Genomic DNA, 18,457 nt, shown 5'->3' with positions numbered 1-18,457 from the left:
GTACGCAGGCTGATGCGTGAGCTGGAGTTGGTCAGCAAGCAGCCAGGATCACACGCCTATAAAAAGGCGACAGTCGAGCGGCCGGATATCCCAAATATATTGAACCGAGAATTTGATGTCGAAGCGCCCAACCAGGTCTGGTGCGGCGACATCACCTACATCTGGGCACAGGGGAAATGGCACTACCTTGCGGTTGTCATGGATCTTTACGCTCGCCGAGTGGTGGGCTGGGCGTTATCAGAAAAGCCGGATGCAGACTTGGTGATCAAGGCGTTGGATGTGGCTTACGAGCAGCGTGGCAAGCCGCAAGGCTTGCTATTTCACTCAGACCAGGGATCCCAATATGGCAGCCGCAACTTTCGCCAGCGGCTGTGGCGTTATCGCATGCGTCAGAGTATGAGCCGCCGAGGAAACTGCTGGGATAATGCGCCGATGGAGCGGGTTTTTCGCAGCTTGAAAACAGAGTGGATACCAACCACTGGCTACATGACCGGCCACCAGGCTCAGAGAGATATTAGCCAGTACCTGATGCATCACTACAACTGGATCCGACCTCATCAATTTAACGATGGATTGGCCCCAGCGAAAACGGAAGAAAAACTCAAAACCGTGTCCGGGATGAGTTGACCACTACAAAGATATATCCCCGAACCCTTATTTATCACCCACCCTCGACAACTGCCTGCGACCGGTTTTCGTTTCGTAATCCGGCCCCCAACGGCACGGGTACAAGTCCCCGCACCTTTGGCGACCTTGATCTAAAACGTAGCAGCAGAGCAGCCCACAGGCTCAGCAGAGGTATCATCAGGTCAGCGATAGGCGTTGGTAGCCAAGAAGGCCAAAGACGCTCAGGAAGAGCCATAGGACGGTCAAATGACAGACGAAAAAAATGGCGATCTGCAGGTCAGGTTTTGCTACAAAACCTTGCTACAAATCACCATTTTTACAACCTCGTAAATCATTGATTTATAAGGCTTTTTTCAATATGGCGGAGAGATAGGGATTCGAACCCTAGGTACTGTCGCCAGTACAACGGATTTCGAATCCGTCCCATTCGGCCACTCTGGCATCTCTCCAACGGCGCGAATAATAGCGCGGTTTTTGATTATGGCAAAGCCTTTTTTCAAAAAAACCGCGCTGTATCAGTTGCTTGCGCGCCTTTACTGCTTAAAGCGGGACGCCGAGGCGGTTTGCAACTTCTTCGTAGGCTTCGATTACGTCGCCCAGACCCTGACGGAAGCGGTCCTTGTCCATTTTCTTGCCGGTAGCCTTGTCCCACAGACGGCAGCCGTCCGGGCTGAATTCGTCACCCAGGACGATGGAGCCGTCGTGGAATACGCCGAACTCAAGTTTGAAGTCGACCAGCAGCAAGCCGGCGTCATCGAACAGCTTGTTCAGTACGTCGTTGACCTTGAGCGACAGTTCTTTCATGCGAACCAGTTGCTCGGCCGTGCCCCAACCGAAAGCCACGACGTGGGATTCGTTGATGAACGGGTCGCCCTTGGCGTCGTCCTTGAGGAACAGTTCGAAGGTGTACGGGTTGAGCTTCATGCCCTCTTCCACACCCAGGCGCTTGACCAGGCTGCCCGCTGCGTAGTTACGCACAACGCACTCGACCGGGATCATGTCGAGTTTCTTCACCAGGCACTCGTTGTCACCCAGCAGTTTGTCGAATTGGGTCGGCACGCCGGCTTCTTCAAGTTTCTGCATGATGAAGGCGTTGAACTTGTTGTTCACCATGCCCTTGCGATCAAGTTGTTCGATACGCTTGCCGTCGAACGCCGAAGTGTCGTTGCGAAACAGCAGGATCAAGCGGTTTTCGTCGTCGGTCTTGTAAACCGATTTCGCTTTACCGCGATAGAGTTCTTCACGTTTTTCCATGATGGGCTCCGCATGCTAAGTAGGTGGGCTAGGCGATTGTGCGCCAGTCGAGCCCTGAATCTTGATCGGCCAGTTGCAGCCAGTCCGGGTCGCACCCAAGGGTGTCGACAAAACATTGCCGGGCCAGCTGCGGCAGGTTGTTCTTGCTGCTGAGGTGGGCCAGTACCAGGTGTTGCAGGTCTTGCCAGCCCAACTCGGCCACCAGGCTTGCGGCCTGGTGGTTGTTCAAATGTCCTTCCTGGCCCCCTACCCGGCGCTTGAGAAACGCAGGGTAGTGACCACGGGCAAGCAGGTCCCGACAGTGGTTGGCTTCAATCATCAGCGCATCCAGGTCGCGATAGCTGTCCAGCACGCCAGCACAATACGAACCCAGGTCGGTCAGCAAGCCGAATCGCCGCTTGCCGTCACTGAATACATACTGGGTGGGCTCCTGGGCATCATGGGCGACCAGGGTCACACTGATATTCAAGGCTCCGATTTGCAGCGTCTGACCACCCGCCACGTAACCGGCGGCCTCCAGAGGCTTGCGCATCCCGCGCTGGGTACCACGACTCATGTACACCGGCAAATTGTAGCGCCGCGACAGCAAACCCACGCCATGCACATGGTCGGCATGTTCGTGGGTGACCAGAATCGCGCTCAGCTGGTGAGCGCTGATGCCCAGCCTGGCGAGACGACGCTCGGTTTCTCGCAACGAGAAACCGCAATCGACCAGTACATAGGTGCTGTCGCTGGCTATCAGCGTGCCATTCCCTTGGCTACCACTGCCGAGAACGGCAAAACGCATACAATCAGCCCAGGTTGTCTTGGATAACGCCCAGCACCTTGCGCGCCACTTCTGGCGAGGCAACGGTGTTGATGTTTTCTTCGACGGTCACTTGCACGCTTTCACCCACCTTGCTCAGGCGAACCTGATAGCGCTGGGCACGGGCTTCAACTTCTTCCTTGTCCGGCTTGCTGCCAAAGAGACCGGAGAAGAAACCAGGTTTCTCGTCCTTCTTCTCGGCTTTTTCGGCGAGGTTGATGTAGTACAGGCCCAACGTGCGGTTGATGTCTTCAACGCGCCATTCGCCCTGTTCAAGTGCACGACCTACGCTGGACCAGGCACGGTCGAGGTCTTCGGTCAGGGTCAGCACCGGGTTGCCGCTGCCGTCTTCGTTCAGGCTCACACGCGCAGGGGTGTCGAAATCACGGGCAGCCAGCAGCGAAACCGAACCGCCCTTCTCGGCGTTGCGGCTCATGCTGATCAGCATTTCATCAACCAGGGCTGCATCCAGACCGGTGTTGACCGAGCGGTTGCCAAAGTCGACGTTGGCACTGCTACCGGCCGGGCGGTTGGCACTGACCACGTAGATTTCGCTGGTATTGCGCTGCACACCCGGCTCGATGCGTACCCGCAGGCGGGTTTCGCTGTCGGAGGCCAGGCCGCTGCTGCCCACATGGCGGGCGATCGGAGCGGAAAGCTCGTCAGCACGCTGCCAGCTCGTGGTGAACTCGCCGGTTTGCGGGCGCTGTTCGTCGATGCGGAAGCCATTGTCCTGGAAGAACTGCATCGCTACCGGCCAGACTTCTGACGGCGAACGCTGCGCCATGACCCAGCGGCTGTCGCCACTTTTCTGCAGGCTGAAATCGCTGGCACTGGCGGCTACAGCCAACGGCTGTGGACGCGGTACTTCAAACTCGCCCTTGACGTTGTCGTCGGGCACATTGCTGGGGATCGGCAACAGCGGCACAAGGCGCTTGTCAGTCTGGACACCTGGCGGCAACTGCATTGGAGCGGTTTGACGCGCCTCCAGGTAGTCGCTGCCACGGTCGCGGAAGTAACCCTCTTGACCCCACAGCCAACCGCAGCCGCTGGTGCTGGAAATAATCACGGCTAGTGCGGAAAGTCCGGCCAATCGCTTCATGCGTAGTGCTTCCTCAATTAAACCAAGACACCGGACTGGCGCATTGCCTGACGCAGTGGTTCGTGGCAAGGCTCGCTGAGCCAGGTGAGTGGCAGACGGATACCGTCCGACATCATGCCCATCTCATGCAGCGCCCATTTCACGGGGATAGGGTTGGATTCGATAAACAGGGTTTTATTGAGCGGCATCAGCTTTTCGTGCAGCGCACGGGCAGTGTCGGCATCGCCACGCATCGCAGCAGCGCACAGGTCGCTCATGTCACGCGGAGCAACGTTGGCGGTTACCGAGATATTGCCCTTGCCGCCGAGCAGGATCAGCTCGACTGCGGTGGCGTCGTCGCCGGAGTACACCAGGAAGTCGCTGCTCACCCCTGCCAGAATGGCCGGTACGCGCGTCAGGTCGCCGGTGGCTTCCTTGATGCCGATGATGTTCGGCACGGTGGAAAGACGAATGACGGTAGCCGGCAGCATGTCGCAGGCGGTACGGCCCGGAACGTTGTACAGGATCTGCGGGATATCGACCGCTTCGGCGATCGCCTTGAAGTGCTGGTACAGGCCTTCCTGGGTCGGCTTGTTGTAATACGGTGTCACCAGCAGACATGCATCGGCGCCAGCGGCCTTTGCATTGGTGGTGAGTTCGATCGCTTCACGCGTCGAGTTGGCGCCCGTGCCGGCAATCACCGGAATGCGCCCTGCAACCTGCTTGACGACATGACGAATCACTTCAATGTGTTCGTTCACATCCAGAGTTGCCGATTCACCTGTAGTGCCAACGGCAACAATGGCGTTGGTGCCCTCTTGCAGGTGAAAGTCCACCAGTTTGCTAAGAGCGTCCCAATCAAGACGACCTTGTGCATCCATAGGTGTGACCAGTGCCACCATACTGCCCGCAATCATGCAACCGCTCCTGCCGGAAAAAGAGAGCCGTAATGGTACTGGCGCCATGACCCTTGCACAAGCAACAGCGCGCCCGATGAGCATTCCCCTTCGCGTTGCTTTTCGCTACCCTTCAGCCTTTGATTGGTACTGATGTGTGCGCAAGTCTGTTTCACAGGCCCTCAGCAAGCGCCAAAAGCCCCGCCCAAACGCCACCGAGCACGTTTTGCAGAGCCTGCAAACCGCCTGGAACGCAGTATTGACGGGCTTCTGACGCTCAAGTGTTACCTGATACTCAACTTGCCTCCCATCGACCGTACTGACCGCTCATCGTTTTAGGAAGGTTGAATGTCCACCCCCACAGTTCGCGAACAATTCCTTGTCATCAGTGCCCTTGGCGCCAACCCAATGGAGCTGACTAACGTGCTGTGCCGCGCCAGCCATGAAAATCGCTGCGCTGTCGTGACCTCGCGCCTGACTCGCCACGGCGAATGCAGTGCCCTGGTCCTGGAAGTTACCGGTAGCTGGGACGCCCTGGCACGCCTTGAAGCTGGCTTGCCTGCGCTGGCCAAAAAGCACGCGTTCAGCGTCAATGTAGTACGCAGTGCGGCCCTTGAAACCCGCCCGCAGGCGCTGCCGTACGTGGCCTATGTCAGCTCGGCCTACCGCTCGGACATCATCAACGAGCTGTGCCAGTTCTTCATGGATCACAACGTCGAGCTGGAAAACCTGACGTGCGATACCTATCAGGCGCCACAAACCGGCGGCACCATGCTCAACGCCACCTTCACCGTGACCTTGCCGGCCGGCGTGCAAATCAGCTGGCTGCGTGATCAGTTCCTCGACTTCGCCGACGCGTTGAACCTGGACGCACTGATCGAACCTTGGCGCCCACAGAACCCGATGTAAGGAAACCGACTCAATGGCTGTTGCAATTGACCAACCCGTAGACGATTTCCAGATCCCGGCGACGAGTGAAAAAACCGTCAGCCTGTCGCAGCTCAAGGGCAAGCAGGTAGTGATCTACTTCTATCCCAAGGACAGCACACCGGGCTGCACCACTGAGGGCCAGGGCTTTCGCGACCATTACGCCGAGTTCCAGGCGGCCAATACCGAAGTGTTTGGTGTGTCCCGCGACAGCCTCAAGTCCCATGAGAACTTCAAGGCCAAGCAGGGCTTCCCGTTTGAGTTGCTGAGCGACAAGGACGAGGCCCTGTGCCAGCTGTTTGACGTGATCAAGCTGAAAAAGCTATACGGCAAGGAGTACCTTGGCGTGGATCGCAGCACCTTCCTGATCGACAAGGACGGCGTGTTGCGTCACCAATGGCGCGGCGTGAAAGTGCCAGGCCATGTCGAGGCAGTGCTGGAGCAGGCCAAGGCGCTGAATAACGGCTAAGCAAAACTCTGTGGGAGCGGGCTTGCTCGCGATTCAGGCGACGCGGTTTGTCAGGCAAACCGCATAGACCTATCGCGAGCAAGCCCGCTCCCACATGAGTCACAGCGTATTACTGACGCACCAACCGCACATTCTGGAACTCGACCGCTTCGGTGCTGCGGTACGGGTTGATATCCAGCCCACCACGGCGCACATAGCGCGCATACACGGTCAACTTCTCGGGCTTGAGCAAACGCTGCAGGTCGAGAAAGATCCGCTCCACACACTGCTCATGAAAATCCGAATGCTGGCGAAAGCTCACCAGGTACGCCAGCAAACTGGCGTGATCCAGCGCCGCCCCACGGTACTCGACCACCACCGTGCCCCAGTCCGGCTGACTGGTGACCGGGCAGTTGGATTTGAGCAAGTGGCTGTAGACGCTTTCTTCAACCACCTGGGAATCGTCGCACTTGAGCAATTCAGGACGCGGCTGCGCGTAATCACTGACCGTGATATCCAGGTCATCAATGCACACACCCGGCAATACGGCTACGCCATCAGCCTGAACTTCATCCAGACTGCGTACGCGCACGCTGACAGGCTTGCCGGATGCGGCCGACAAATCTGCACGCAATGTAGCCTCAAGGCTCGGGGTATCGGCAAATACCGTCTGGTTCAGCGAGTTGAGATACAGCTTGAACGACTTGGACTCGACGATATTCGGCGAATCGGCGGCAAAGCAAAACTCGCCAATGGCCACCACCGGTTTGCCCGATGGCAACAACCAGGACAGCTCGAAGCAGGTCCAGAAATCCACGCCGACATAAGGCAGCGTTTCGGCGCTCAGCCCCAGCTCGGCCCATTTCGCCGCGCGCGGGATCGGGAACAGCAAGGACGGGGTATAAGTGCTGATGTATTCACTGGACTTGCCCAGCGGGGAATGTTCGGCGGCGGGATGCATGACAAAAACCTGGCTAGAAAAACCCGGTAATTCTATCGGGTTTAAGCCAGGCTTTCAGCGTTCACCGACAATCAGGACGTTTTAAGGCGCAACTTTCACCTTGCCGACCATGCCAGCCTGATAGTGACCCGGCACATTACAGGCAAATTCCAGGTTGTCGGCGCGGGTGAAGGTCCAGGTCAACTCCGCGGTTTTACCCGGCTCGACCAGCACGCTGTTGGGGTCATCGTGCTTCATGCCCGGCATATTCATGGCGCCGTGGCCCATTGCCGAGTGATCCATGCCGTCATGCCCCATACCGGTCGGGGTAAGCATGCCGCTTTGCTGCATTTCGAGCATTTCTTTCTGATGTGCCGCGTGCATCGCGGCATTGCCCAGGTTGAACTCGTGCAATAACTGCCCTTTGTTGACCAGGACAAAACGCACCGTTTCACCGGCTTTCACATCCAGCGACTTTGGCGTGAAGGCAATATCAGTCATGTCGATTTCAACCGTGCGCGTGGCGCTGGCGGCAGGTGCGGGCTGACCAAAATCAAAATGCCCGGCAGGCGATGCCATTACCGGCAGGCTCAAGGCCAAAAAACAGCCAGCAAGCGACAAACGGATACGTGCGGTCATACTTACTCCCAGAAACAAAAATGTCAGGCTTGGCGCTACTTTAAAGTCTCGGCACTGGCATTCAACTGACTGCAAGATTACAACTTTGTCAGCTTGACCCTGCATAACCTGCACCAAGGTATAAGGCTGAGGATAATTTTTATGATGAGTCGACCATGAAACTGCTGATAGTCGAAGACCAGGTCAAAACCGGACAGTACTTGCGCCAGGGCCTGAGCGAGGCCGGGTTCACCACCGAACTGGCGGCCGACGGTATTACCGGGCAACACCTGGCCCTGACCGGGGATTACTCGCTGCTGATTCTCGACGTCATGCTGCCCGGCCGTGATGGCTGGCAAATCCTGCAAGCGGTGCGTAGCGCCGGACTGAGCATGCCGGTGCTGTTTTTGACCGCACGGGATGCGGTCGCTGACCGCGTCCACGGCCTGGAGCTGGGGGCCGATGATTATCTGGTCAAGCCGTTCGCCTTTTCCGAGCTGCTGGCACGGGTTCGCAGCCTGTTGCGCCGCGGTAGCAACACTCCCCAGGAGACCAGCCTGCAACTGGCCGACCTGCGCCTTGATCTGATCCGCCGCCGTGTTGAGCGCAACGGCCAGCGCATCGACCTTACCGCCAAGGAATTCGCCCTGCTGGAGCTGCTGCTACGCCGTCAGGGAGAAGTGCTGCCCAAGTCCTTGATTGCTTCACAGGTGTGGGACATGAACTTTGACAGCGACACCAACGTCATCGAAGTGGCGATTCGCCGCCTGCGCCTGAAAATCGACGACAACCATGAGCAGAAGCTGATCCACACCGTGCGCGGCATGGGTTATGTGCTTGAAGAGCGCAGCAGTTGATGCGCCGCCTGTCGTTGAGCAGCCGCCTGGCGCTGCTGTTTGCCGGTTGTACCGCCGTGGTATCGCTGTTTGCCGGGGTGCTGTTCGGGCGCGCCAGCGAGGTGCATTTTGTCGAGCTCGACCAGCAACTGATGGAAAGTCGCCTCGCCGTACTACGCAGCACGCTGCAAGGGGCTGACACCCTTGAACGCTTCACCCTGCGCCTGCCCGCCCTGATGCAGGATCTGGCCCACCAGCCGGACCTGGCGATACGGGTGCGCGGCCCGGACGGGCATCTATGGTTTGACAGCTCACCGCGCCTGCCACTGGAGCTTGAGACCCGCCCGGGCTTGGGCAGCCTGCAAATAAACGGCACCGATTACCGTGTTCTGGTACCGCAGACCGACAGCCCCGATGCGCCGCATCTGACCCTGTTGCTGGATATCACCCACCACCAGCACTTCCTGCAGCGCATGCAGAGATTGATCTGGATGACTGTAGGCCTGTCGGCACTGGCCACGGCGATTCTCGGTGCGTGGGCAGCCCGCAGCGGCTTGCGCCCTCTGCGCCGCATGAGCGCGATCGCAGCCAGCGTTTCGGCCGACTCGCTTAACGCCCGCCTGCCCCAGGAACAAATGCCCGCTGAACTGGCAGAGCTGGCCACGGCTTTTAACGCCATGCTTGCGCGACTGGACGATTCATTCCAGCGATTGTCGGCATTCTCCGCCGACATCGCACATGAACTGCGTACGCCATTGTCCAACCTGCTGACCCACACCCAGGTCACCCTGACCCGCCCCCGGGGCATTGAAGAATACCGCGAGGCACTGCATAGCAACCTTGAAGAGCTGCAATGGATGGCGCAACTGGTCAACGACATGCTCTATCTGGCCAAGGCCGATCACGGCTTGCTTACGCCTCGGCGCGAAGCCCTGGATCTGGGTCAGGAAGTGGAGGCATTACTGGAGTTTTATGCGCTGCTGGCCGAAGACTCGCACATTGAACTGACCCGCGAAGGCAATGCACTTCTTGCAGGCGACCGCAGCATGCTGCGCCGCGCCCTTTCCAACCTGCTGGATAACGCCTTGCGCTATACGCCGGCGGGTGGCGCGATCAAAGTGCTGATTGAGGCTTTGCCGGGCACTGCGCGCATCAGCATCGAGAACACGGGCACGGGAATCCCTGCAGAACTGCTGCCACGCCTGTTTGACCGGTTTTACCGGGCAGATCCGGCACGCCGTGAAGGCAGCAGTGAGCATGCGGGGCTGGGGCTGGCGATCACCCAGTCGATCATTCGTGCCCATGGCGGGCAGATCTGCTGTGAGTCGAAAGAGGGGGTAACGCGGTTTGTCGTGGAGCTGCCAGCAAAGCTGCCCTCACCCCAGCCCTCTCCCGGAGGGAGAGGGAGCTGATTTGTGGCGCTGCGCAGAACTGCTTTTGCCTTTAGTCCCCTCTCCCTCCGGGAGAGGGTTAGGGTGAGGGGCTTTTGCTCTTCAACTATCAGGAATACCGCAACGCATGGGCCGGTTGAATCTTCGCTGCCCGATACGCCGGATACAGCGTAGCCAGAAAGCTCAGTACAAAGCCCGCACCGCAGATCAGCGCCACATCGCCGCCCTGCAGCTCGGATGGCAGGTTGCTGACAAAATACACGTCGGAACTGAAGATATGCTGCCCGGTCACCCGCTCCATCCAGCCCACCAGTTCACTAACATTCAACGCCGCAATCACCCCCAGCACGCCACCGATCAAGGTGCCGACAATACCGATCACCGTGCCCTGCACCATAAAGATGGCCATGATCTGCCGCGGCGTGGCACCGATGGTGCGCAAGATCGCAATGTCGGCGCCCTTGTCGTTCACCACCATGATCAGCGTGGCGATGATGTTGAACGCTGCCACGGCCACGATCATCAGCAACAACAGACCGATCATGGTTTTTTCCATTTTCATGGCGCTGAACAGACTGCCCTGGGTGTGAGTCCAGTCGTCAGCCTTGTAACCATCCCCCAGGCCGGCCGCCACTTGCTGTGAAACCTGCGGTGCCGCGTACAGATCCTTGACCGCCAGGCGCACGCTTTGCACCTGGTTCGGCTCCCAGTGTTGAATGGCTGCAGCATCGGCCATATGGATCAGGCCCATGGTGCCATCCAGTTCAGCACCAACCTTGAAGATACCCACCACATTCAACCGCTGCAGGCGCGGAGTAATGCCACCAGGCGCGGTGCTGGCCTCGGGGACGATCAGGGTGATCTTGTCACCCACGCCCAGACGGAAACGCCGCGCAACAATATCGCCCAGCACCACACCGTATTCGTCGGGCTTCAAGTCCTGGAGGCTGCCCTGCACGATGTGCTGGGTCACGATCGAGACCTTGCCTTCCTGCTCCGGATCGATGCCGCTGATCTGGATCGGCTGCATCGAGCCTTTATAGGACAGCATGCCGTCCAGCTCGGTAAACGGCACGGCTGCCGTCACCTCGGGGTTTTTCATCGCGGCCTCGGCCACCGGGCGCCAGTCATCGATGGGCTTGACGCCCACGATGGTCGCGTGGGGCACCATGCCGAGGATGCGGTTACTCATTTCACGCTGGAAGCCGTTCATCACCGACAACACCACGATCATCGCCAGCACGCCGAGAGCGAGGCCGATCATCGAGGTCATGGAGATAAACGAAACAAAACGATTGCGGCGCTTGGCGCGGGTATAGCGCGTGCCGATAAAAATCGATAACGGTCTGAACATTCGCGGGCACCGTATAAAAATTGAAGACCTGACGCCCGCTTGCAGGCGTCAGATGCTGGCCAGTCAGATCGTGGTCAGGCGACCTTCCTGAAGGTGCAACACGCGATCCATCTGGCGGGCCAGGTTCATGTCGTGGGTTACCACCAGGAACGCAGTGCGCATTGACGTGCTGAGTTCCAGCATCAGGTCCTGAATGCCCTGGGCCGTGTGCGAGTCGAGGTTGCCGGTGGGCTCATCGAGCATCACCAGCCCCGGCTTGTTGACCAGCGCCCGGGCAATCGCCACACGCTGGCGCTCGCCGCCCGACAGTTCGGCCGGCTTGTGCTCCAGGCGATGGCCCAGACCCACCCGGGTCAGCAGCGCCGTGGCCCGCTCACGGGCTTCGGGGATCGCCGTCTTGCCGATCAACAGCGGCATGCAGACGTTTTCCAGGGCGGTGAACTCGGGCAACAAGTGGTGAAATTGATACACGAAACCCAGCGAGCGGTTGCGCAACAGGCCACGGGCCTTTTCGCCCAGGGCCGATAGCTCTTCACCCGCCAGCCAGACACTGCCACTGGTCGGGGTATCAAGCCCGCCGAGCAGGTTGAGCAAGGTACTTTTACCCGAACCCGAAGTCCCGACGATCGCCACCCGCTCACCAGGGTGCAACTCAAGCTGCAGCCCCGACAGCACCACCACGGATTCCGGGCCTTCCTCGTAGGACTTGCCCAGGTCGCGGCAACTCAACACTGCTTGTTCTTTCATGCCCAACTCACTCATAACGAAGCGCCTGCGCAGGCTGGGTGCGCGCAGCACGCCAGGCCGGGTACAAGGTCGCGAGGAAACTCAGAACCAATGCCGCACCGCACACCATCAACACGTCCTGTGCCTGCAACTGCGAGGGCAGGTAGTCGATGAAATACACGTCGGCATTGAGAAACTTGTGCCCGATCAGGCCTTCAAGGGCCGAGATCGCAGCGCTGACATTGAGCGCAGCAAGCATCCCGACCACCGCGCCGATGGCCGTCCCGACCACACCGATAACGGTGCCCTGAACCATAAAGGTGGCCATGATGGTGCCCGGCGTCGCCCCCAGGGTACGCAGGATGGCGATGTCGCCTTTCTTGTCATTGACCACCATCACCAGCGTGGAAATGATGTTGAACGCGGCCACGGCCACAATCAGCAGCAACAGCAGGCCAATCATGGCTTTTTCCATGCGGATGGCCTGGTACAGGTTGCCGTGGGTACGGGTCCAGTCACGGGCGTAATACTGGCTCTCGCCCAGCTGCTGGGCGATTTCCCAGGCAGTGCGCGGCGCTTCGAACAGGTCATCGAACTTCAGCCGCAGGCCCTGTACCTGGTCAGGTTTCCAGCGCTGCAAACGCGCCAGGTCCTGCAGGTTGGTGATGCCCAGGTAGCCGTCGATCTCACCGGCACCGACATGAAAAATGCCCTGCACGGTAAAACGCTTCATGCGCGGGAACATGCCGGCCGGTGTCACCGTGACTTCCGGCGCAACGAAGGTCAGCTTGTCGCCGACGCTCACACCCAGCTTTTTCGCGGCCTTGTCGCCAATGATGATGCCGAAGCTGCCCGGGGTCAGCGAGTCGAGCTGGCCCTGCTGCATGAACCGGTCAATGATCGAGACATTGCGTTCCTGCGCCGGGTCAATGGCATTGAGCAGGACTTTCTGCACGTTGCCATCATTGGTCAGCAAGCCCTGCATCTGGGTAAACGGCGCAACCGCCTCCACCTTGGGGTTCTGCTTGACCTTGGCCGCCAGGCTTTGCCAGTCACTGATCGGCTGGTCGCCGACGATGGTCGCGTGGGGCACCATGCCCAGCACGCGGGTGCGCATCTCATGATCGAAGCCGTTCATCACCGATAACACGACAATCATCACGACCACGCCAAGGGCGAGCCCGATCATCGAGGTCAGGGAAATAAACGACACAAAATGATTGCGACGCTTTGCACGGGTATAACGCGTGCCGATAAATAAAGAGAGAGGTCTGAACATGTCGGGGCTTGTTCGAGGGAAAAGAAGACGTCCTTGTGGCGGGGCCTGATAAGCAGCTTTACACTCAGACCACAGCCGCCATCATGGGTTCGCCATGTCGACATTAGATGAAGCAGATCGCCGCGAATACTACCGTATCGAGGATATGATCGCACTGGAAATAACCCCGCTGTCGGCCCTCGAAGCCGCGAGCAGTGAAGTGTTGCAGGATGAGTCACCGCTGTTCAATTTGCTCAGCGAATTGCACCTGAGCGAATTCGAGTCCCAGCACTTGCTGCGCCAGATCAGCGAACGCGACCGCACCCTTTCCAGCTATCTGAAAACCCTGAACAAACGTGTCGAACTGCTGAGCCAGATCGTTGCGCAAACGGTGCTGGGCCAGATCGGTGAACTGCAGCCGGTCATGCTGTCCGAAGGCGGTATCGAGCTCCATCACCCGCACCCCTGCCCGGCGGGCAGCCACCTTTCAGTCAAGCTGGTATTGATGCCCCAGGCCCTGGGCCTGTTGCTGCGTGCCCGCGTGGTCGATTGCCAGGCGCACGCTGGCGACTACCGCATCAACACCGAATTTGAATCCCTCACCGATACGCAGCGCCAGTTGCTGGCGCGCTACATTTTGCAAAAACAGGCACAGGCGCGCCGCCTGGCCCGCGAACAACAAACATCCGCGCCCGAGTAAGCACCGGGCCGTGATCACTCTGTACAAGGAGCAAATGTGACCCTGATTTATGGCCATCGCGGCGCCAAAGGCGAAGCACCGGAAAACACCCTTGCCAGCTTTGAGCAATGCCTCAAGCATGGCGTACGGCGCTGTGAGCTCGACCTGCACCTGTCGAAGGACGGTGAGCTGATGGTCATCCACGACCCGACCCTCAAGCGCACCACGGACCGGCGCGGCAAGGTTATCGAGCACACGGCTGCCGACCTGGTGACCTATGACGCGCGCAAGGGTGGCCCGGGCTGGATGCAGCCGTGCCCGATCCCGCGCCTTGAGGAGCTGTTTGAAAAGTGCAACTTCGAGCACTGGCAGCTGGAGGTCAAGAGCGCCTCGCGCACCCGCGCAGCAACCACCGTGCTGGCAATCCGCGAAATGGCGGTACGTCACGGGCTGATGGACAAGGTCACGGTCACGTCAAGCTCGCGTGAGGTGCTCAAGGCTGCGCTGGAGTTGACGCCAGACCTGTCCCGCGGCCTGGTGGCCGAATACGCCTGGCTCGACCCGATCAAGGTCGCCCAGAGTTATGGCTGCGAGATGCTGGCATTGAACTGGACACTGTGCACGCCTGAACGCCTGGAGAAGGCCCAGCGTCAGGGTTTGCATGTGTCGGTATGGACAGTCAACGAACCTGCGCTGATGCGCAGGCTCGCCGACTTCGGCGTAGATAGCCTGATTACAGACTTTCCCGGTTTGGCCACTGCCACCCTCGGGAATAGCTGAAATCGGTCTCCCCGGCCGGCTCAGGCCACCGGCCGGAGCCGCTCAAAAAAGCCGGTTGAGGCCATCGTAGGCGGCTACCCGATAGGCTTCGGCCATGGTCGGGTAGTTGAACGTGGTGTTGACGAAGTATTTCAGGGTATTGAGCTCGCCCGGCTGGTTCATGATCGCCTGGCCGATGTGCACGATCTCTGATGCCTGATAACCGAAGCAGTGAACGCCCAGCACTTCCAGGGTTTCACGGTGGAACAGGATTTTCAGCATGCCCTGGGGCTCGCCGGCAATCTGTGCACGCGCCATGCTCTTGAAAAACGCCTTGCCCACTTCGTACGGCACCTTGGCCTGGGTCAGCTCCTGCTCGTTCTTGCCGATCGAGCTGATCTCCGGAATGGTGTAGATGCCGGTCGGCACGTCATTGACGAAGCGCCAGCTGCCGTTATCAACGATGCTGCCCGCTGCCGAACGCCCCTGGTCGTGGGCGGCACTGGCCAGGCTTGGCCAGCCGATTACATCACCTGCGGCAAAAATGTTCGGCACGGTGGTGCGGTAGTTTTCATCAACCGTGATCTGGCCACGGCCATTGGCCTTGATGCCGATGTTTTCCAGACCCAGCAGATCGGTGTTGCCGGTACGGCCATTGCACCAGAGCAAGGCGTCGGCCTTGATCTTCTTGCCGGACTTAAGATGCAGGATCACGCCGTTTTCGACGCCTTCTACCCGCTCGTACTCTTCGTTGTGGCGTACGGTGATGTTGTTGTTGCTGAAGTGGTAGCTCAGCGCTTGCGAGATCTCGGAATCGAGGAAGCTCAACAGTTGCTCGCGGTTATCCACCAGCTCAATCAACACCCCCAGACCACTGAAGATCGACGCGTATTCGCAGCCGATCACGCCTGCCCCGTAAACAATCAGCTTACGCGGGGTGTGGCCCAGACTGAGGATGGTGTCGCTATCGTAGATACGCGAGTGAGTGAAATCGATATCAGCCGGGCGATACGGGCGCGAGCCGGTGGCGATAATGATTTGCTTGGCCATCAGGGTTTCGACAACGCCGTTGGTGCACACCACTTCGATGGTTTGCTCGTCGGTGAAGCTGCCGGTGCCGAAGAACAGGTCGACGCGATTACGTGCGTAGTAACCGGTGCGCGAAGCCACTTGCTTGGAAATAACCTTCTCGGCACTTTTCAGTACGTCCGGGAACGAGAACCAGCGCGGCTCACCAATGGCCCGAAACATCGGATTGGTGTTGAACTGCATGATCTGGCGAACCGAGTGACGCAAGGCTTTGGACGGGATCGTGCCCAAGTGCGTGCAGTTGCCGCCAACCTGACGCCGGCTATCCACCATTGCCACCTTGCGCCCTGCTTTTGCGGCGTTCATTGCCGCACCTTCTCCTGCCGGGCCGGAACCCAGTACCACTACGTCGTAGTTGTAGACAGCCATGCGTACTCCTCAGAACAGGCCGTGGCACCGCTTTGGGCACCTACGGCTAAATCATGTCGCGGCCAGCGCCATGAAGGATCAAAACGTGGGGCACAGTCTATAGAAGCCTGAACGCCGCGAACATTAACCCTTGGTCTGGTCGTTGGCTATTTTTGTGTTCACTACATCTCATCGCGCGCGAGAGCCTGCCTAGCAGCTGCCGCACACTTAGCAAAACTGGCATAACCTCTAACAACCCATCGATCAGAGCCATCCACCATGCGCCAGTTGTTGATCGTATTGTTGCTGCTTTACTCCACCACCGGCCTGGCCGATGAGTCAGCTCGGCTAAAAGAAGCCAACTTTCCCGCCCAATGGCGCGATGGCACGCAACTCATGGAACGCAAAGGCCAGATCGTGCTGACCTACCTCTGGGCCGATATCTATGCCGCAGCCCTTTTCACCCAGCCAGGCATCCAACCGCAACAGGCCTTTGTCGAACAGCGCGAGCTGCGCCTTGAGCTGTTTTATCTGCGCGATCTGGAGCACAGCGATATCACCCGGGCCTCGGCCACCATCCTCAAGCGCCAGCAACCGGCAGCCACCCTGGCTCGCCTCGACGCCCCGCTAAAACAACTTCAGGCCAGTTTTGGCGATATCAAACGCGGCGATCGCTACGCCCTGGACTACAACCCGCAACGCGGGCTGAAGCTGGAGCGCAATGGTCAGGTCATTTTCACCAGCCAGAATCATCAACTGGCCAAAATCTACCTGGGCATCTGGCTCGCACCCGAAGGTCTGCCCGACCCTCTGCGCCTGAGCCTGCTTGCGCAAAGGCCCTAGCCCGGCCGTGTAGCGCCAAGAAATGTTGCCTACACACTTTGTTACACATATGGTTACAAAACTGTTTTGCGCAATGGCGCAGGTCATTGCCTGGCAGTGTGGACGAGTAAAAACACGGATAACGCATAAAAACAGATAAGAGCGGGTGATTTCTGATGGCCTCCAGTACGGGCAAAGGCAAGGCGATTTTTCGCGTTGTCAGCGGTAACTTCCTAGAGATGTTCGACTTTATGGTCTTTGGCTTTTACGCCACGGCCATTGCCAAAACCTTCTTCCCAACCGATAGCGCTTTTGCCTCACTGATGCTCGCCCTGGCCACCTTCGGTGCCGGTTTTCTCGCGCGCCCGCTGGGTGCGATTTTTCTCGGTGCCTATATTGACCGCCACGGCCGTCGCAAGGGCCTGATCATTACCCTGGCCCTGATGGCCATGGGTACCGTACTCATCGCCTGCGTGCCGGGCTACGCCACCCTGGGTGTTGCCGCACCCCTGCTGGTGTTGCTCGGGCGCTTGCTGCAAGGTTTTTCGGCAGGCGTGGAACTGGGCGGGGTGTCGGTGTACCTGGCAGAAATCGCCACACCGGGGCGCAAGGGTTTCTTCGTCAGCTGGCAGTCGGCTAGCCAGCAGGCTGCCGTGGTGTTCGCAGGCTTGCTGGGGGTTGGTCTCAACCATTGGCTAAGCCCTGAAGAAATGGGTGAATGGGGCTGGCGGATTCCGTGTCTGCTGGGTTGCATGATCGTGCCGGTGATCTTTGTGATCCGCCGCTCGATGGAAGAAACTCCTGAGTTCGAAGCCCGCAAATATCACCCTACCCTGCGTGAAATCCTTCGCTCAGTCGGTCAGAACTTTGGCTTGGTGCTGGGTGGCATGGCCCTGGTGGTGATGACTACCGTGTCGTTCTATCTGATCACTGCCTATACCCCGACCTTCGGCAAGGCCGAGCTGCATCTGTCGGACTTCGATGCCTTGCTGGTCACAGTGTGCATTGGCCTGTCGAACTTTTTCTGGCTGCCGGTCATGGGCTCGCTGTCGGACAAGATCGGGCGTAAACCGCTGCTGCTGGGTGCGACCATCCTGGCGATCCTGACCGCCTACCCGGCGTTGTCCTGGCTGGTGGCCAACCCGAGCTTCAGTCATCTGCTGATTGTCGAACTGTGGCTGTCGTTCCTGTATGGCTCGTACAACGGCGCGATGGTGGTTGCCCTGACCGAAATCATGCCAGTTGAAGTGCGCACCACCGGTTTCTCCCTGGCCTACAGCCTGGCGACCGCCACTTTCGGTGGCTTTACTCCGGCGGCTTGCACTTACCTGATTCATGCCCTGGACAACAAGGCCGCCCCCGGTCTGTGGCTGACCGGGGCGGCGATACTGGGCCTGATTGCGACCGTGGTGTTGTTCCGTGGCAATCAGCATCAGTTGCGTACGGCGCAATCGGCGGTGGCGGGTAACGCCTGACCCCTGTGGGAGCGGGCTTGCCCGCGATGCCAGCAACGCGGTCTGACTGAACAACCGCGCCGATCCCATCGCGAGCAAGCCCGCTCCCACAGGTTTCCCGCACAAACAAAAACGCCCCGACAAG

At 59.0% G+C, this 18,457-nt stretch carries 19 protein-coding genes and 1 tRNA gene; 9 read left to right on the top strand and 11 right to left on the bottom strand.

Features of this window, described 5'->3' with window-relative positions; translation table 11 throughout:
* Positions 1-627: IS3 family transposase (locus GHO03_RS05245; protein ID WP_153399326.1), on the top strand; the 627-nt coding region annotated here is incomplete at its 5' end.
* A 359-nt stretch (positions 628-986) separates the two neighbouring features.
* Here the strand turns inward: GHO03_RS05245 and GHO03_RS05240 are convergent.
* The 5 genes from GHO03_RS05240 to dapA form a co-directional block, all read right to left on the bottom strand.
* Positions 987-1,076, bottom strand: a tRNA-Ser gene (locus GHO03_RS05240).
* A gap of 91 nt (positions 1,077-1,167) precedes the next feature.
* Positions 1,168-1,881, bottom strand: a complete 714-nt coding sequence (purC, locus tag GHO03_RS05235; protein WP_019410660.1) for a phosphoribosylaminoimidazolesuccinocarboxamide synthase — start codon at positions 1,879-1,881, stop codon at positions 1,168-1,170.
* 28 nt (positions 1,882-1,909) lie between these two features.
* The gene (locus GHO03_RS05230) at positions 1,910-2,668 is read right to left on the bottom strand and encodes an MBL fold metallo-hydrolase (RefSeq protein WP_095002187.1); all 759 of its coding nucleotides are present in this window, start codon (positions 2,666-2,668) and stop codon (positions 1,910-1,912) included.
* A 4-nt stretch (positions 2,669-2,672) separates the two neighbouring features.
* A complete protein-coding gene (gene bamC, locus GHO03_RS05225; RefSeq protein ID WP_095002188.1) occupies positions 2,673-3,788 on the bottom strand; it encodes an outer membrane protein assembly factor BamC in 1,116 nt (371 codons plus the stop codon).
* A 17-nt stretch (positions 3,789-3,805) separates the two neighbouring features.
* The gene (gene dapA / locus GHO03_RS05220; protein WP_095002189.1) at positions 3,806-4,684 is read right to left on the bottom strand and encodes a 4-hydroxy-tetrahydrodipicolinate synthase; all 879 of its coding nucleotides are present in this window, start codon (positions 4,682-4,684) and stop codon (positions 3,806-3,808) included.
* A 327-nt stretch (positions 4,685-5,011) separates the two neighbouring features.
* Here dapA and GHO03_RS05215 point away from each other — a divergent pair, with 327 nt between their 5' ends.
* Together GHO03_RS05215 and GHO03_RS05210 are read left to right on the top strand one after the other, a co-directional pair.
* Positions 5,012-5,572, top strand: a complete 561-nt coding sequence (locus tag GHO03_RS05215) for a glycine cleavage system protein R (RefSeq protein ID WP_016780071.1) — start codon at positions 5,012-5,014, stop codon at positions 5,570-5,572.
* 13 nt (positions 5,573-5,585) lie between these two features.
* Positions 5,586-6,059 (top strand): peroxiredoxin, encoded by a 474-nt coding sequence (locus GHO03_RS05210; protein WP_095002190.1) that lies wholly within the window; start codon positions 5,586-5,588, stop codon positions 6,057-6,059.
* Between the two features lie 109 nt (positions 6,060-6,168).
* On the opposite strand, the gene queF is transcribed toward GHO03_RS05210, so the two are convergent.
* Together queF and GHO03_RS05200 are read right to left on the bottom strand one after the other, a co-directional pair.
* Entirely contained in the window at positions 6,169-6,999 is an 831-nt protein-coding gene (gene queF, locus GHO03_RS05205; RefSeq protein WP_095019361.1) for an NADPH-dependent 7-cyano-7-deazaguanine reductase QueF, read from the bottom strand.
* Positions 7,000-7,080: 81 nt separating this feature from the next.
* A complete protein-coding gene (locus GHO03_RS05200; protein WP_095019362.1) occupies positions 7,081-7,617 on the bottom strand; it encodes a plastocyanin/azurin family copper-binding protein in 537 nt (178 codons plus the stop codon).
* Positions 7,618-7,772: 155 nt separating this feature from the next.
* Here GHO03_RS05200 and GHO03_RS05195 point away from each other — a divergent pair, with 155 nt between their 5' ends.
* Complete coding sequence (locus GHO03_RS05195; RefSeq protein ID WP_095002193.1) at positions 7,773-8,453, top strand: heavy metal response regulator transcription factor; 681 nt, start codon at positions 7,773-7,775, stop codon at positions 8,451-8,453.
* Positions 8,453-9,844 (top strand): heavy metal sensor histidine kinase, encoded by a 1,392-nt coding sequence (locus tag GHO03_RS05190; RefSeq protein ID WP_153380831.1) that lies wholly within the window; start codon positions 8,453-8,455, stop codon positions 9,842-9,844. The genes GHO03_RS05195 and GHO03_RS05190 overlap by 1 nt, the downstream gene beginning before the upstream one ends.
* Positions 9,845-9,932: 88 nt before the next feature.
* On the opposite strand, the gene GHO03_RS05185 is transcribed toward GHO03_RS05190, so the two are convergent.
* The 3 genes from GHO03_RS05185 to GHO03_RS05175 all read right to left on the bottom strand — a co-directional run bounded on the left by GHO03_RS05185 (position 9,933) and on the right by GHO03_RS05175 (position 13,182).
* On the bottom strand, positions 9,933-11,177 hold the full coding sequence (locus GHO03_RS05185) for a lipoprotein-releasing ABC transporter permease subunit (protein ID WP_095020286.1): 1,245 nt from the start codon (positions 11,175-11,177) through the stop codon (positions 9,933-9,935).
* A 63-nt stretch (positions 11,178-11,240) separates the two neighbouring features.
* Entirely contained in the window at positions 11,241-11,924 is a 684-nt protein-coding gene (gene lolD, locus GHO03_RS05180) for a lipoprotein-releasing ABC transporter ATP-binding protein LolD (RefSeq protein WP_165446489.1), read from the bottom strand.
* A 7-nt stretch (positions 11,925-11,931) separates the two neighbouring features.
* Complete coding sequence (locus tag GHO03_RS05175) at positions 11,932-13,182, bottom strand: lipoprotein-releasing ABC transporter permease subunit (protein WP_095002197.1); 1,251 nt, start codon at positions 13,180-13,182, stop codon at positions 11,932-11,934.
* Positions 13,183-13,276: 94 nt separating this feature from the next.
* Here GHO03_RS05175 and GHO03_RS05170 point away from each other — a divergent pair, with 94 nt between their 5' ends.
* Together GHO03_RS05170 and GHO03_RS05165 are read left to right on the top strand one after the other, a co-directional pair.
* On the top strand, positions 13,277-13,861 hold the full coding sequence (locus GHO03_RS05170) for a PilZ domain-containing protein (protein WP_153399324.1): 585 nt from the start codon (positions 13,277-13,279) through the stop codon (positions 13,859-13,861).
* Between the two features lie 36 nt (positions 13,862-13,897).
* Positions 13,898-14,620 carry a glycerophosphodiester phosphodiesterase gene (locus GHO03_RS05165; RefSeq protein WP_095026088.1) on the top strand — a complete coding sequence of 241 codons (723 nt, stop codon included), beginning with the start codon at positions 13,898-13,900 and terminating at the stop codon, positions 14,618-14,620.
* 42 nt (positions 14,621-14,662) lie between these two features.
* On the opposite strand, the gene sthA is transcribed toward GHO03_RS05165, so the two are convergent.
* Entirely contained in the window at positions 14,663-16,057 is a 1,395-nt protein-coding gene (gene sthA / locus GHO03_RS05160) for a Si-specific NAD(P)(+) transhydrogenase (protein ID WP_095002200.1), read from the bottom strand.
* A 258-nt stretch (positions 16,058-16,315) separates the two neighbouring features.
* Here sthA and GHO03_RS05155 point away from each other — a divergent pair, with 258 nt between their 5' ends.
* Positions 16,316-16,879 (top strand): chalcone isomerase family protein, encoded by a 564-nt coding sequence (locus GHO03_RS05155; protein WP_133144900.1) that lies wholly within the window; start codon positions 16,316-16,318, stop codon positions 16,877-16,879.
* A 155-nt stretch (positions 16,880-17,034) separates the two neighbouring features.
* A complete protein-coding gene (locus GHO03_RS05150) occupies positions 17,035-18,333 on the top strand; it encodes an MFS transporter (protein ID WP_133144899.1) in 1,299 nt (432 codons plus the stop codon).
* Positions 18,334-18,457: the final 124 nt, after the last annotated feature.

Source organism: Pseudomonas sp. FSL R10-1339, from assembly GCF_009600545.1.
GTDB classification, from domain to species: domain Bacteria; phylum Pseudomonadota; class Gammaproteobacteria; order Pseudomonadales; family Pseudomonadaceae; genus Aquipseudomonas; species Aquipseudomonas bubulae.
This window is presented reverse-complemented; position numbering and strand designations above follow the sequence as displayed.